Annotated in this window: 12 protein-coding genes; 7 read left to right on the top strand and 5 right to left on the bottom strand. The window is 66.4% G+C overall.

From position 1 onward, the window contains the following. Nucleotides 1–77: 77 nt before the first annotated feature. Together A5758_RS02620 and A5758_RS02615 are read left to right on the top strand one after the other, a co-directional pair. Nucleotides 78–668, top strand: a complete 591-nt coding sequence (locus A5758_RS02620; RefSeq protein ID WP_067735952.1) for a TetR/AcrR family transcriptional regulator — start codon at nucleotides 78–80, stop codon at nucleotides 666–668. A 173-nt stretch (nucleotides 669–841) separates the two neighbouring features. Continuing rightward, nucleotides 842–1,204, top strand: a complete 363-nt coding sequence (locus A5758_RS02615; RefSeq protein ID WP_067735949.1) for a PAS domain-containing protein — start codon at nucleotides 842–844, stop codon at nucleotides 1,202–1,204. 4 nt (nucleotides 1,205–1,208) lie between these two features. On the opposite strand, the gene A5758_RS02610 is transcribed toward A5758_RS02615, so the two are convergent. The 4 genes from A5758_RS02610 to A5758_RS02595 all read right to left on the bottom strand — a co-directional run bounded on the left by A5758_RS02610 (nucleotide 1,209) and on the right by A5758_RS02595 (nucleotide 5,898). Continuing rightward, the gene (locus tag A5758_RS02610; RefSeq protein ID WP_067735946.1) at nucleotides 1,209–2,264 is read right to left on the bottom strand and encodes a polysaccharide deacetylase family protein; all 1,056 of its coding nucleotides are present in this window, start codon (nucleotides 2,262–2,264) and stop codon (nucleotides 1,209–1,211) included. Nucleotides 2,265–2,286: 22 nt separating this feature from the next. Further along, complete coding sequence (locus A5758_RS02605; RefSeq protein ID WP_067735943.1) at nucleotides 2,287–4,284, bottom strand: hypothetical protein; 1,998 nt, start codon at nucleotides 4,282–4,284, stop codon at nucleotides 2,287–2,289. A 105-nt stretch (nucleotides 4,285–4,389) separates the two neighbouring features. Continuing rightward, entirely contained in the window at nucleotides 4,390–5,091 is a 702-nt protein-coding gene (locus A5758_RS02600) for a TetR/AcrR family transcriptional regulator (RefSeq protein ID WP_067735940.1), read from the bottom strand. Between the two features lie 129 nt (nucleotides 5,092–5,220). Then, nucleotides 5,221–5,898: a TetR/AcrR family transcriptional regulator gene (locus A5758_RS02595; protein WP_067735937.1), complete on the bottom strand. Its 678-nt coding sequence runs from the start codon at nucleotides 5,896–5,898 to the stop codon at nucleotides 5,221–5,223. A gap of 709 nt (nucleotides 5,899–6,607) precedes the next feature. Here A5758_RS02595 and A5758_RS02590 point away from each other — a divergent pair. From A5758_RS02590 to A5758_RS02570, 5 genes are read left to right on the top strand one after another with little or no spacing between them, the layout of a single operon-like run. Continuing rightward, nucleotides 6,608–7,819 carry a PPE family protein gene (locus tag A5758_RS02590; protein ID WP_067735934.1) on the top strand — a complete coding sequence of 404 codons (1,212 nt, stop codon included), beginning with the start codon at nucleotides 6,608–6,610 and terminating at the stop codon, nucleotides 7,817–7,819. Nucleotides 7,820–7,865: 46 nt separating this feature from the next. After that, a complete protein-coding gene (locus A5758_RS02585; RefSeq protein ID WP_067735931.1) occupies nucleotides 7,866–8,438 on the top strand; it encodes a dTDP-4-dehydrorhamnose 3,5-epimerase family protein in 573 nt (190 codons plus the stop codon). Next, entirely contained in the window at nucleotides 8,423–10,009 is a 1,587-nt protein-coding gene (locus A5758_RS02580; protein ID WP_067735928.1) for a sugar transferase, read from the top strand. The genes A5758_RS02585 and A5758_RS02580 overlap by 16 nt, the downstream gene beginning before the upstream one ends. A 6-nt stretch (nucleotides 10,010–10,015) precedes the next feature. Further along, nucleotides 10,016–11,479 (top strand): oligosaccharide flippase family protein, encoded by a 1,464-nt coding sequence (locus tag A5758_RS02575; RefSeq protein WP_067735925.1) that lies wholly within the window; start codon nucleotides 10,016–10,018, stop codon nucleotides 11,477–11,479. Continuing rightward, nucleotides 11,476–13,404: a glycosyltransferase gene (locus tag A5758_RS02570; RefSeq protein WP_067735922.1), complete on the top strand. Its 1,929-nt coding sequence runs from the start codon at nucleotides 11,476–11,478 to the stop codon at nucleotides 13,402–13,404. The genes A5758_RS02575 and A5758_RS02570 overlap by 4 nt, the downstream gene beginning before the upstream one ends. A 35-nt stretch (nucleotides 13,405–13,439) precedes the next feature. Here A5758_RS02570 and A5758_RS02565 read toward each other — a convergent pair whose 3' ends face one another. After that, nucleotides 13,440–14,306 carry a hypothetical protein gene (locus tag A5758_RS02565; RefSeq protein ID WP_067735919.1) on the bottom strand — a complete coding sequence of 289 codons (867 nt, stop codon included), beginning with the start codon at nucleotides 14,304–14,306 and terminating at the stop codon, nucleotides 13,440–13,442. Nucleotides 14,307–14,436: the final 130 nt, after the last annotated feature.

Here is a 14,436-nt window from a genome sequence, read left to right as displayed (position 1 = left end):
CTGTCAGCAATACCAACTCGCACTCACGTTCGTGCCAATAGCAACGCTAGCGCTCATATCGGCGCTAGCATGGGCGTATGGCTATCGAAGACCGCAGGGCACGCGAACGGGCCGCCCGCCGTCGGCTGATCACCGCCACGGCGCGCAAGCTGGCCGAACAAGAAGGTTGGGACGCCGTCACCACCCGCCGGCTGTCCGCCGAGATCGAATACAGCCAACCGGTGCTCTACAAACACTTCTCGGGCATGGAAGACATCGCGGCGTCGGTCGCCGTCGAGGGATTCGGCGAACTCGCGGACGCGCTCCGCACCGCGCGACAGGGCGCCACCGACGGCCGGGACGCACTGGCCCGAGTCGCCCACTCGTTCATCGGGTTCGCCCGTGACAATCCCGCACTCTTCGACGCGATGTTCACCCGCACGACAACGCTGCGGTTCGCCGCCGCGGACACCCCTGCCGAGCTGACCGCGGCCTTCGCCGAACTGCGGGCGGCGGTCGATATGGTCGCGGGCACACGGGACCCCGACACGCTGACCGAGGTGGTGTGGGCCGCCCTGCACGGCCTGGTCACCCTCGACCGCAGCGGCCGGTTGCGCCCGGACCAGCACGCCGGCCGGGTCGACATGCTGATCAGCGGGTTCTGCGACGCCAGCACACGGACGAGGTGAGGCGGTCACGCCGGCTCCAGACGCCGTCGCAGCTTTCCGAATCGAGTGCCCAAACAGGACGGCCCGCCATGTTCTGCGCGCTCATCTGGGCGAAGACCTCGTGTATAGCCTATGTTATGCGCCATAATCGGCCGGTGGAGCGACGACGTAATCGGCAACATGAGGATTCGCCGATGACGACCTTGAAGCAGCTGCCGGCACTTGTTGTGCTCGAGCGGATCCCGATTCCCGTCCTGGCCATCGAACATGACGGCGCCATCTTGTTTTCCAACGCCGCGTTCGCCGAGATGATGGGCTACGAGCCCGAGGAGGTCTTGTCGCTCCGGTTCCATCAGATCTTCCATCAGGCACCGGCCTCGGAATCGTTGTTATCGGTCGTTCACTCCCTGGCGAACATGGTCGTCGAACTGGCGCACAAGGACGGCTCGGTCGTGCGGGCCCTGATGAGCAAGTCGGCAGCGATGCGAGCCGACGACCAATTCGTCCTCGCGGCATTCCAGGATCTGACCGAGCAGTTGTGGCAAGACGACCGCTAGCCCTTCAGCAGCTGGTCGCGGCGGCCGTCTCGCGCCGTCGCGGGTAGTGGCCCGGCAGGCCGCCGGAGACCATCAGCCGGAAGTGGCCGAACGAGGCGTCGCTGGCCACCGCCAGGCGCGGCAACGCCAGCGGGTCGCACCGGCGATCCGCGAAGCCCGCCGTGGTGGACAACGCCCAGCGGATGCCGCGACGACGCAGCACATCCTTGGCCCGGTTGTCGAAATCCTGCGGTCGGCCGTTGGGGTAAGCGAAGACCCTGGCCGCACAACCGATCTCGCGTTCGAGCGCCGCGCAGGAAGCAGCGATCTCCCGCTCGACCTTGTCGTCGTCGCAGCGGGCCAGGATCGGGTGGGTCACCGAGTGCGGATGCAGCGTCACCAGGCCGTCGCCGACCATGGCCCGCGCTTCGTCCCAGGTGAGCATCCGGAACGGACCCCCGTCGCCGTCGTCGCGGTGCCCTAGGGCACCGAGAATCCCGTCCAGGGCCGCGATGCGGTCCCCGTCGGCCAGGTCTTTCAATCCCTCAACCGCGGCGGCGTAGGCGTTGCCGCGGTTAGCGCTGCCGTCGAGCGAGCAAACACCGCGTCCCAATGCGGCTAGGTCGATCTCGTTCGCGGCGGTGCGGGCGATCGCGAGCCAAAGCCGGTCGGGCCACAAGGTTTCGCCGCTGTCCATCGAGCCGGTCGCCACGAACACCGCCGCGGGCAGTCCCAGCTCGCGCAGCACCGGGACCGCGTGCGTGGCGAGGTTGCGGGTGCCGTCGTCGAACGTGATCGCCAGCGCGCGCGGTGGCAACGTCCCTTCGGCAAGCCGATCGAGCGCCTCCTCCAGCGGAAGAACGTTGAAATACCTACGGATGTACTCCAATTGACGGCGGTATAGCGCCGAGCCGAGCACGTGCCGGCAGACCGGTGAAAGCGGTTCGTCTTCCACTCCGTGGAACATCACGATGGCGACCGCATCGCGGTGCCGCCGGCGCGCGAACGCCGGCACGCCGGCGGCGCAGAGCAGTCCGGCCGCCACGTTCTTGACGGCCGGGCGCGCCGCCAAGTCTCTCACTCGTGCCATCAGGCGCCAAACGCTAGCGGCGCCGCCATGATTCGCGCCTGGTGCGCCACACGATCACGCCTGCGCCGACGATGGCTACGGCGATCCAGCCTGCGCCGAACCACCACAACCAGCCGAGATCGGAGTGGCTCTGCGACCCCGCGGCCGGACTGGCCATGGGCGAGTGTTCGACGGTCACCGGGTCCTGTCCCCCCGGTGCGGACACCACTGCGACGCCTTTGAGTCGTTGCCAGCGCTTGTTATCGGCGTTGAGCCATCGGAGCAGCTCGTCGAGCTGCGCCGGCGCGCCGTTCGAAGTCGCCACCAACAGGGACCTGCCCCGGTCGAAAACCGTTTGGAGAGAGGCAAACCGAAGATTCGGGTCCAAAGCGAGCTTGGCTGGCTTACCGTCGGATTGGACGGCGTTGACGGTGATCGGCCCGCTGGGCCCCGCGGACACCGGCAGCACAACATTGGAGTGGTTCCACCCGTCGGCGGAAATCAATATCGCGGGATCCGACGAGTCGATCGCCTGCTGCACACTCGTGACCGTGGTGTAGATCGGCACGGAGCTTATTCGCTGTAGGCCCACCACGAGATTGATCGCCCGCACGGTGTCGATCAACGAGTGCGGCTCGATGCCCACCTGCACCCGGGGCATCAATGACTGTGGCACCGACTGAAAGCCGTCCGGCACCGGCGGTGCGGCGGGACTGCTCTGTATCGTGCTGTCGCCGTTGATGTTCAACGTGAGGAGCTGATTGCCGGGCCCGGCAGTGTAGAAGTCACCGCAATGTCCGACGTTGGCCGCGACGTCGAGAACCAGGTCAAGGCTGGTGTACCGCTGCAGGAGTCGGTCCGGCACGTCGACCCAGCGGTCGATGGTGCCATGGCCGTCGGTCGGCCAGTGGTCGATGGTCTCCGGGCCGACCGCCACGGCAATCTGGCCGGCGACATTGCCCGGTGTCGGGGTGTAGGAGCCCTGGAGATGCACTCGCAGGTCGTGCACGGATCTGCCGAACCTGGTCTGGTCCAGTCCAATCGACAGCCGCGGTTGTAGCGACGTCGCATTGACGGCGGGCTGCCCCAATTCGCGCAGCGCGACGCTGTTGCCGGGCTGCTGCAAGCTGGGCTTCAGTTGTTCCACCGCCGCCTTGGAAGACAGGGCCAGCTGCGACACGTCGTTGAACAGCACGGCAGTGTTCGATTCGTCGGACTGGCCGAGCGGACCCGACATCAATAGCCACGGCACACCGGCGGCGCCCTGCAGGGAAAGCCCGTTGTCGGGGCCCTCTTTGACGACGATCTGACGTTCCAGCGCTTGCGGCGGCGTCGGCGGCGCCGCCTGTCCTTCGGGCAACGGCGTCACGGAAATCTCGGGGGTTTGCCTGCCGTAGTGGCTGGCCACGGACGCGGCCAGTTGAATGGCGGTGTCGGACTCGTTAGCGGATGGCGATTGCGGCAGAAAGATGGACAGCTTCCGCAGCACCGGTGGCAGGAAATGCGCCACCGTGGTGGGCGGCAGTTCGACCCCCGTGTAGGTGATCGATCCGTTGGTCAGGCGCAGCGGGCTTTCGGGGTACAAGCAATACCCGTCGAGCGGCACCAGGTAGGAGCGCAGTGTCACCGTCAGCCAGTTGTCGTTGACTTCCGCTCCGGCCAGCGGAATGACGAGCGGCGTCTGATCGGCGGAGGGCAGGTTCAGTCGCGCAATGGTGCGCTCGCCCTGCGTCACGGTGATCAACCCCGACCGCATGTTGATCGGAAGCTCGACGGTGGTGTTCACCGCTGTGGGTGTCAGCCCGTGCAGCACGGGCACGGTCAGCTGCTGGCTGCTCGTCAAACCCCAGAACTCCAGGGTGGGGGCGGACCCGATGTCGGTCAGCGACAGGGTCGGCGAGTCGGCCGCCGTAGCCGGGTCGCCGGGCGCACCCCACGATGCCGGGGCGCTGATCACCAAAAATCCAGCCACAGCGGCCAGCGCAACCGCTTTGCCCAGACGTCTCGGGTACATCACCGAAACAGTATGCATCGTTGGATGCGCGTCAAGCCCCACTTACCGAATCACCGTCTACAGGACCGCGAAAGAGGGTGTGGCACATCCGGCCCGACCTTCGGCACGCGGAGCTCCAGCCGATCAGGCCTCCGTGGGGGCGTCGGTGCGGGCGGCAACGGCCGGGGCATGGCGCATCATTTCGCGACCGAGGAATTGCTGGAAGTAAGGGAGTGACGCTTCCGTGACGGTGCCGGGCAGCAGGAGTTCCAATATCTGGCGCAGGCGCCCGGCGATGTCGACGCCGACGCCCCTGTTCGCGTCATGACGCGCTATCGCATTGGACACCAACCGCGTTCCGAACATCGCCCCGACGAGGAACTCGGAGAGCACTTCGGGGTCGACATCCTGGCGAAGGTCTCCTTCGCTGATCGCTCTCCTGGCCTCCTCAGCGATCTTCGCTGCCAGGTCGGCGTAGAAGACTGCGGCGGCCTCGTTCAATCCGCTTAAGGCAGAGGCCAATTGCTCGGCGGTGCGAACCATCTTGTCCGAATTCAGCACTTCGACGATGGTGAAGGCGCCGTGCAATAGGTTCTCCAGCCCCGGCGATGACGACCCACACACGTTCCGGAAAGCGGCGAGAAGAGCGTCGGAGCCCTCCTTGAGGATGTCCGAAGCCAGCGATTCCTTCGAATCAAAGTGGTGATACAGGGCGCCCTTGGTCATGCCCGTCCGCTCGATGATCGCCCCCCACCCCGCGGCCGCATATCCGACTTCGCCGAACACCTCGATCGCGGCATCGAGAATCTTGCGCCGAGTGGCTTCGGATCGGACCTGGCGCGGCATCGTATTGCTCCTCCAGATCCGCGATGAATGCGAGAACGCCGTCACTCTGGTCTCACATCGACCGGCAAGACGTCCAAGATTAGCAGCCGCGGCCACCGCGAGCGTGCCGTCCGGCCGGCCTCGCTGCTGTTACGGCGAATCCTCTTCGGTCGAACTGGCGTTGACGGCGAGCGCCGCACGCCGCCTTAGGAATTGGCGGAAGTAATCGGTTCGGTCCGGTTGCAGGATGCCGCCCAGGATGAGGATCCAGCATTTCTCCAGGTCGAGCAGGAATCTTTCCGGGTCGTCCAGATTGCTGGTTTTCCGCAGCCCCATATGCAGGGACACCATCAGGCGGCCGACGTCGTGGGGATCGCAGTTCTCGCCGATGTCGCCCTCGTCGATGGCCTGCTGGACGACCCCCGACAGGGCTTCCACCCATCCGCTCAGCAACGTGTCCTGCAGACCCTCCGGCTGCCCGACCGACTCGATCAAATTCAGGCCGGCCCTGACCAGATCCGTCTTGATGTCTTGAACCGCGATCAGGTACGAGAAGTCGATGAGGGTTTCCAGGCCCGAAAGCCCCCTCGTCAACAGGTCTTCCACCGCTACGGTGGCCGCGGCGATCTCCTTGTCGATGAGCTCCACCGCCAGGGCGTGTTTCGACTTGAAGTGGAAATACATCGCGCCTTTGGTCAGCCGAGCCTCGGCCAGGATGTCGTCGAGACCGACGTCGTGATACGGCCGGCGCGCGAACTGATGGGAAGCGGCCCGCAGAATCTGTCGCCGCGTCGCGTCGGCGCGTCCGTCGGTCGAGTGGGTCGTCATCGGGAACCGAGCTCAGTTCTCATCGGCCGCGCAGACGCGGCCCTCATGTGAAGGCGTGAACCCGGCAGGAATGCCGGGGCCTCCCACGTCGGGCCGGACAACGCGAGCGTCCTCGTCGGGGGTTGCGACCCTGACCTGGTCGATCGCCATCAGGTTGATGAGCAGGGCATACACCTCGGTTCTTCGGCGGTCTGAAGCGAAACCGACCGGCCACCCCCGGGCAGTATTTGGGCCGTTTCTGAGATTAGCAGCCGGAGGCGCCCGACTTGACGGTCCCGTAAATACCTGTAGTACTGATCACAGTAGCTTTACAAACTATTAGTATGTTTTATACGCTATTATCAGTTTGTCAGTTTGTAGCCTGGAACGCCCCAAACCCACGATTCAGGCACTTGAGCAGCCAATACGCCCCGTCCCGGGCCACCTGCAGGTTGTGAGGAGACGTAGATGCCGGTCGTGACCACGAGGCCACGTGCGCGGGCAGCGTCAACAGGTGGACCACCAGGGAAAGGACTAAGTGCCTTCGCCACCGCAGGCGAAATACTCTTCGCTAGCCGCATGGTCTTATTCCATACTTTAAGTATGTTTGGTTGCGGAATGCCGGTGCTGCAGTATGGTGCGCCCACCGCCGAAGCCGATCTGCCTCCTTCTGGAGTCAGCGGGGCTTCGCGCGCGGCGAGCGGGGCCGCCGATCAGGGCAGGGCCTGAAGTGATCGATTTCGGCGCGTTTCCCCCGGAGTTCAACTCCGCGCGGATGTATGCCGGTCCCGGTCCCGTCTCGCTGGTGGCCGCCTCGGTGGCCTGGGACGGCCTGGCCGCCGAATTGCATTCCGCCGCAAGCTGTTACCGGTCGGTGATCGCGGGATTGACGACCGGACGCTGGATGGGTCCCTCGTCGTTGACCATGGCGTCCGCCTTCGCTCCCTACATGGCGTGGACCGCCGGCGCGGCCGCGCGGGCGGCCGAGGCGGCGGGTCAAGCCAGGCTCGCCATCGAGATCTACGAAGCCGCCTTCGCGATGACCGTTCCTCCCCCTGCCGTCACCGCTAACCGGGTCCAGCTCGCGACGCTGATCGCCACCAACTTCTTCGGCCAGAACTCGGCGGCGATCGCGGCCACCGAGGCCGAATACGGCGAGATGTGGGCGCAGGACGCCACGGCCATGTACGCGTACGCCGCGGGTTCGGCCACCGCGTGCGAGGTCACCCCGTTCAGCCCGCCGCCGGACGTCACCAACCCGGCGGGGGTGGCCAGCCAGAGCAGCGCCCTCGCCCAGGCCGAAACGTTGACGGCGACCCATACTTCGCTCTCGAACGTGGTGTCATCGGTGCCCAACGCCCTGCACGGGCTTTCGTCGCCGATGATCGCCAGCACCCTCAGCGACGCTGGTGCCGGGACCGCGAGCACCGTGACCAACTCGGCCAGTTCGTCGCTCATGTCGAGCCTCGTATCCAGCCTCCCCAGCTCCCTTCCCACCTACTTCATGGCCGCAGCGACCCCGCTGTACGGCATGTCATCCATCCTCGGCATGGCTCAAACCGGGCAGGGCTTGGCGAGCGGCGCGATGGCGGCCACCAACGCTGCGGGCGCTGCCGCCTCGGGGGCCGCGAGCGCCGCCGCGGGCGCGGCAAGCGCGGGCGCGGGCGCGGCAAGCTCGCTCGGATCCGGCGTGATCGGCAGCCTGGGCAGCGCGGCCTCGCTGGGCCCGCTGGCGGTGCCGGCCAGTTGGACCAGCGTGATCCCGGCGGCGCACAGCGCCGCTTCCGCTTTGCCGACCATCAGTCTCGCTGGTGCCAATACCCCGCCCAGCATCATGGGGTCGCTGCCGCGCCTGGCCGCCGCGTCGGGCAAGAACCTTGGGCCCCGGTACGGGGTCATCCCCACCGTGATGACACGCCCGCCGTCCGGTGGATACGCATAGGCCAACACATGAACCGACCAAGCACTCGTTACGGAAGGAGCGGTGAGTGAAGTACACGCCCACCCAGATCGCCGGCGTGACGATCGTTGACCTCGAACCGCAACGCGACCACCGCGGCTTCTCCTCCCGTTCCTTCTGCGCCGACGAATTCGCCAGCCGCGGGCTAACTTTCGATGTCACCCAGACGAATATCTTCTTCAACTACACCCGTGGCACCGTGCGGGGCCTGCACCATCGAGTGCCGCCGTACGCCCAAACCCAACTGGTCCGCTGCACCCGCGGCGCGATCGCCGCCGTTGCGGTGGACATCCGCCCCGGGTCGCAGACCTACGGCGACCACGTGATGGTCGAGCTGAGCGCGGACAACTACCGGGCGCTGTTCCTGCCGCCGTTTGTCGCGCACGGCTTCCAAACTCTGATCGACGACACCGAGGTCAGCTACCACATCAGTGGTGAGCGGGCGCCGTCCGACGAGCAGGGATTCCACTGGAACGACCCGGAATTCGGGGTTGTGTGGCCGCTGCCGGTCACGGTCATCTCCGAGCGAGACGCCAGTTGGCCATCGCGAACGCCGACCTTCACGCCAATCGAGAGGGCAGCGTCATGTCTAAGCCGTTGATGACCCGGGAATTGGTGGATGTCGTGCACGCCGAACCGGGGCCGCACAAGCGGGGGCCTGCCGGCATGATGCCGTCGGCTCGCCACCAAACCAGCGCTTTACCCATCACCGCCGCTCCGGCGCCCTCCCCCGCGGGGAATGCCGTCCGGCGCTGGCAGCACCAGTATTCGCAGCACCTGCGCATCAGCGACACCGTGATCGTGTGCGCGTCGGTGTTGCTCGCGCAGTACGTCCGATTCGGCGAAATCGCCAACACCTCGGGTTACTCGGACGTCGTGATGACGATGTTGTCATTCCTGTTCGCGGCGCTGTGGCTGTCATCGCTGGCGGTATTCCAAACGCGCTCACCGCGAGTCATCGGTGCCGGCATCGACGAGTACCGGCGCATCGGCAGCGCGTCATTCTGGACGTTCGGAATCATCGCGATGGTGACTTTGCTCGCAAAGGTCGACCTGGCCCGCGGTTATCTCGCCATCGCGCTTCCCGTCGGTACCATGGGCTTGCTGGGGAGTCGCAGCCTGTGGCGCAAGCACATCCGCCAGATGCGCGCGAACGGCCAATGCCAGACGACGGTCCTGGCGATCGGGGACCGCCAGGCGGTTTCCCACCTTGCCCACGAACTGGCGCGCAACCCGCTCGACGGTTACGTCGTGGTCGGTGTCTGCATTCCCGGCTACGGGAGACCGCGGGGCAATACCCTCACCCTCAGTGGCCGCGCGGTGCCGATTCTCGGTGACGTCACCGACGCGGTGGCCGCGATTCAGCGCTGCGGCGCGGACACCGTGGCGGTCACCCAGACGGATCACTTTGGGATGCACGGCATCCGAGAGCTGATGTGGCAGTTGGAGACGATGGACGTCGACGTCGTGGTGTCGCCCGGGGTGATGGACGTGGCGGAGACGCGGTTGACCCTTCGGCCCACCGCCGGCATGCCGTTGCTGCATGTCGAGAAGCCGCAATACGAAGGGACGCAACGCTTTCAGAAGCAGGTCTTCGATTTCCTCTTCTCGCTGGCGGCCCTCATCGGGACAGCGCCCATTCTCATCGCAGCGGCTATCGCCGTCAAGCTCACCAGCAAGGGTCCGGTGTTCTACCAATCCGAACGGATCGGCATCGACGGTAAGCCCTTCAGAATGCTCAAGTTCCGGACCATGATCGACGGTGCTGACACACAGGTCGAGCACCTATTGGCGCTGAACGAAGGCGCCGGCGGCATGCTGTTCAAGATGCGCCAGGACCCGCGCGTCACTCCCGTCGGCAGGATTCTGCGCAGGTTCAGCATCGACGAGCTGCCGCAGTTCATCAACGTGCTCAAAGGCGAGATGAGCGTCGTCGGGCCACGCCCACCGTTGCGGCGCGAAGTCGAGAACTACGACGGTGACGTCAAGCGGCGGCTGCTGGTGAGGCCGGGCGTCAGCGGATTGTGGCAAGTGAGCGGCCGATCCGACCTGTCCTGGGAAGAGTCGGTGCGGTTGGACCTGTCCTATGTCGACAACTGGTCGATGTCGGGTGATCTCATGATCATCGCCAAGACGATTAAGGCCGTTCTCACCAGTCACGGCGCATACTAGGGAGTCATGACTGAGCCGACGACCCCTGGTGCGGTCGTCCCATCGGTACCGCTCTCGCGGATGGCTCACGCGTTCTCGATTCAACTGATCTGCCGGGCACTGGGGATGCTGGCCTCGGTGGTCTCGGTGGCGATGACGGCGCGTTATCTGGGTCCGGGCCGCTACGGCCAGCTCTCCATCGCGGTGCTCTTCATCGCCGTGTGGACCAGCATGGCCGATCTCGGTATCGCGACCGTGATCGTGCGACGCGTGACCTCCGGCCAAGGTGACCTCGAGCGTCTGGTGCGCGTCAACAGCGGCATGGCCCTGATCTATTGCGTTCCGCTGGCGTTGTTGGCGGCCGGGTCCGGCTTGCTCATCTATCACGACGCCGACGTCCGAGTGATGCTCGTTGTGCTGTCCGGCGCGCTGCTGATGCAGACCATGACGACGCGGTTCGAGCCGGTGTTCTTGGCCACCGTCCGGTTCTCCGCGGTGGCCATCTCCGACGTCGCCGGCCGTCTGGCCGCGCTGGCCATGGTCGCCTGCCTGGTCGCGGCGCGGGCGGACGTCATCTGGTTCGCTGTCGCGCAACTGATTCCGCCCGCCCTGCAATTGGTGATCCAGGGCACCGCGGCGATGCGGCAGATTTCGGTGCGCCCGGTCTTCGCGCCGCGGGAGGCCGCAGATCTGTTGCGGGAAAGCCTGCCGTTGATGGGCTTTCTGGTCGTCGGACTTCTGTACTGCCGCGCCGACGGGGTGATCCTGTCCCTGCTGAGCACCCACTCCGAGGTGGGCGTGTACGGGTTGGCCTTCACGATCGCGTTCAACACGATCGTGGTGTCGCTGGTCTTCCTCAAGTCGACGCTGTCGACGGCGACCGAGCTGTTCTCGCGTGACGTCGCCGCGTTCGCCGCCTTCCTGCGCCGCAGCGTGGAGCTGATGTACTTCGTGGCGGTCCCCGTCGCGGTTGTCGGCGCGCTGTTGGCCGGACCGTTGATCGGATTGTTCGGCGACAAGGCGTTCGTCGCCCGCGGGACGCCGACGCTGGCGTTGCTGTTCGTCGCGGCGGCCCTGCGATTCGTCAGCGGCACGCTGGGCCAGGGTTTGGTCGCCAGCCATCACCAGCGGGTCTTGCTCTGGCTGACGGTCGCCACCCTCGCGCTCAACGTCGCGCTCAACGTCGCGCTCGCCGGGCGGTTCGGCGCCGTCGGCCCCGGCATCGCGCTGGTGTGCACGGAGCTCTTCAACCTGGCGGTCAGCAGCTGGTGGCTGCGCCGGCACTGCGGTTACCGTACGCCCGTGATGTTCTTGCTGCGGGTGCTGATACCGACGGGAGCCAGCGTCGCGGTGGTGCTGTTGCTCCGGGGTCACCACGTGGTTCTCGTCCTCGCGATCGCCGCCGTTGTCTACCTGGCCACCAGCGCCGCGGCCGGCCCGCTGCGCTGGTCGGACTTGGCCTCCTTGCGCCGAAATCAGCTGGCGGCATGAAGGGTGAATTGGACCGGCAATATCTGAAGAGCCCGGTCGGCGGCGCGGCCGCGCTGCCGCCCATCCGGTCGATCGCCGTGCTGATCGTGGCCGGTTGCGGCCACGACACACTCGAGAGGTGCCTCGCCGCCGTCGCCGAGCAGCTGCCCGGGCTGCACGTCTATGTCTACGAACCCGGCGACCGTACGGAACTGGCCGCCCGACACCCGCGCGTCCACTGGGTGTCGGGCACGGCGAAAATCAGCTTCGCCGAGGCCTTCAACGCCCTGGTGGAGCGTGCGCCGAGCGACGCGGATCTGCTGCTGCTCGACGCCAGAGGCCGCCTGCTGGGGGCGTTGACCCGCACCCGCGAGTTGCTGCGCCAGCCGCGGGTGGCCGCGGTTTCGCCGATGGCGCGCGACGACACTGCACCCGGCTGGAGGCCGTGGGACATCGCAACGCGCCGCCGAACCCTGGTTCGCGAGCTGGCCGCGGGCAAGCGGCGCGGCTCACCGATTTCACGCCGTTATGCCCGCCAACCGGCCGAATCACGAGGTGTGGACGGCGAATTGGATGCCACCTGTCTGGCGATCAGCCGCGCGGCCTGGAACACCGTCGGCGGCTTCGACGAAGAGTTTCTCGGCTTCGAAGCGGCGGCGGACTGGCAGGCGCGGGCCCGCGCGGCGGGCTGGCGGATGCACCTGGCCGATGAGATCGGCGTCGACCGCTCCGGTCTCGGCGACGACGAGGGCACCGCCGCCGAGCGCCGCCGCGAGCGGGATCTGGCGCGAGCCGATACCGCGCTGCTGCTCGAGCATCAGCACAGCGTGCACCACGCGGACGCGTATCTGGCCGGTACCACCGTGCTGCGGCGGTCACGGCGGACCGCTCACGCCGGCCGCCGCAAGGACCTGCCCGCGATCGTGATCACCACAAACCGCCTGGTCTACGGCGGTGCCGAAAGGCAAAAGGCGTTGCTGGCAACGGAGTTGGATCGCCGGGGTTACTCGGTCACCATCGTCTGCGTGCAACGGTTCGGCCCAATGGTCTCCGAGATTCCGGACACCGTGCGCGTGGTACGCCAGCCCTGGTGGGCGCCCGTCGTCGATATCCCCGAAGGCCCGGCGGTGCTCGTCACCGCCGACACCAACACGGAGGCGGGATTCGCCACACTGTGGCGTGCGGGCGCGGCCGGCCGACGCTGGTTGGTGGCCCCGCATGTCCCGCCCGAGGAGGACCGGCCCATCTACTCGCGGCCGCTGACCGCCGCCATGCGCCGCGCCGACGGCTTCATCGTGCTGGCCCAACGGCATTGGGACATGCTGGTGGCCCAGCACCGGCTATCGGGACGGCACTTCGTTGCGCCCAACGGCGTCGCCCTCGCCGGTGACCCGGCGCCCCGGGTCCGCACCGCCGGTGAGCCGCTGCACTTGGTCATGCTCTCGCGCATCGTCGAGCACAAAAACCCGCACCTGCTGATCGAGGCGCTCGGCGACCTGCCCGATATGCCTTGGCGGCTTTCGATTTTCGGTGACGGCCCGGATCGCGAGAGGTTGCAGGCGCTTACCCCGGCCGGGTTGTGCGATCGGGTGCAGTGGCGGGGATGGTCGGCCGGACCCGGGCCCGCGCTGGCCGACGCGGACCTGCTGTGCGTCCCGAGCCGGTCCGAGGCATTTCCGTTGGTGATTCTCGAGGCGATGGCCCGGGCGGTTCCCGTTGCGGCGTCGGCGATTTGCGCCGTGCCGGAGATGCTCGATTTCGGCAGGGCGGGATTTCTGGTCGAGCCCGTGTCGGTGGCGGGATGGCGGGAGAGCCTGACCCGAATCCTGGCGGACCCGGACGCATTGCCGTCGGTCGGGCGACGAGGCTTCGAGCGGATGCGCAAGCACTACACCGTGGAGGCGATGGCCGACGCCTACCTCGACGCGATCAACGCGGTGCTGTGAATGCGCGCCGGAGAAAATTACTCTCGCGCAACGCCCTACCGCTCGTATCGGAGGATCTTGGCCACGGTGCGGGGCGACGTCTTGTGCTGTCCGAACCCGCTGTACAGGAAATACCTGGGCTCCACGTAAAGCTGTTCGATGTCCGTCGGCACATCGGCGAAGTACTCGGACAGGGCGGTGTCGATGAAGAACGCGTCGGAACCGGAGTGGGAGTTGCAGCAGACCAGGCGGTAGTCGAAGCGGGCGAACAGCTCGGCATAACTGCTCAGTGACGCCCCGAAATAGTCGTCGGACTGCCACACGTGCTCGGGATCGTAGGCGATCTGAAACTTCACCGGCGGGGGGAACTTCCCGTTGTATTCGACGATGAAGAGTTTGGGACGGATGCCATCGGCCAGGAGTTTCTCGACCAGGTAGATGTCGTTGCCGTCCAGGTCGAGGGAAACCACGTCGACCCCCGCGGCGTCGATCCTCTGCAGGCAGGACCGGCCCAGCGCAACGATATTGTCCGCGGTTATCCACGCCTTCTCGTAGGCGAACCGCGGGTGGTTCTCGACGGCCACGGCCAGGTCCTGTCCCCCGATCCAGAAGCCCTTCCAGCCCAGGGCCGCAAGGATCAGGGTGTTGTTCTCCGTCCCGTCGCCCACACCGAACTCCGCGAAGACACCGCCGTCGAGCCGGCCGATACGGCGCAGGATCTCCAGCGTTATTCCGTCCTCATCGGTCGCCGAAAAACACTTCTTGCCCGCGCGGTTGAGCGGGTTGGGATGGTTCGCCTTCAGCGACTGGGAATGATCGAAAAGGATCAGATCCTTGAGCTGGTCCCGCGTTTCACTGCCGAGAATGCGCCGGACCTTCTGCCGGAGCGTCTCTTTCGGCGGCGGTGTAGCGCTTCTGGCCATCGGAGACCAAAGCTATCACGGCCCCGGGCGACTATTCCCGGCATTCGGTGAATAGCGGTGCTGCACAACGCCCGTCCGCGCCGAAATTCGGCGGTGATTTGCTTGCCGATAGCGTCGAAGGTGCCGTAGG

Origin of the sequence: Mycobacterium sp. 852014-50255_SCH5639931 (assembly GCF_001665605.1) — a bacterium.
GTDB lineage: Bacteria > Actinomycetota > Actinomycetes > Mycobacteriales > Mycobacteriaceae > Mycobacterium > Mycobacterium paraffinicum.
This window is presented reverse-complemented; position numbering and strand designations above follow the sequence as displayed.

Bases quoted from the DNA above. Each gene is read 5' to 3' on its own strand.
- A5758_RS02575 (WP_067735925.1), top strand. From the start codon at position 10,016: ATGACTGAGCCGACGACCCCTGGTGCGGTCGTCCCATCGGTACCGCTC.
- A5758_RS02595 (WP_067735937.1), bottom strand. From the start codon at position 5,898: ATGACGACCCACTCGACCGACGGACGCGCCGACGCGACGCGGCGACAG.
- A5758_RS02570 (WP_067735922.1), top strand. From the start codon at position 11,476: ATGAAGGGTGAATTGGACCGGCAATATCTGAAGAGCCCGGTCGGCGGC.
- A5758_RS02600 (WP_067735940.1), bottom strand. From the start codon at position 5,091: ATGCCGCGCCAGGTCCGATCCGAAGCCACTCGGCGCAAGATTCTCGAT.
- A5758_RS02565 (WP_067735919.1), bottom strand. From the start codon at position 14,306: ATGGCCAGAAGCGCTACACCGCCGCCGAAAGAGACGCTCCGGCAGAAG.
- A5758_RS02605 (WP_067735943.1), bottom strand. From the start codon at position 4,284: ATGCATACTGTTTCGGTGATGTACCCGAGACGTCTGGGCAAAGCGGTT.
- A5758_RS02580 (WP_067735928.1), top strand. From the start codon at position 8,423: ATGTCTAAGCCGTTGATGACCCGGGAATTGGTGGATGTCGTGCACGCC.
- A5758_RS02620 (WP_067735952.1), top strand. From the start codon at position 78: ATGGCTATCGAAGACCGCAGGGCACGCGAACGGGCCGCCCGCCGTCGG.
- A5758_RS02615 (WP_067735949.1), top strand. From the start codon at position 842: ATGACGACCTTGAAGCAGCTGCCGGCACTTGTTGTGCTCGAGCGGATC.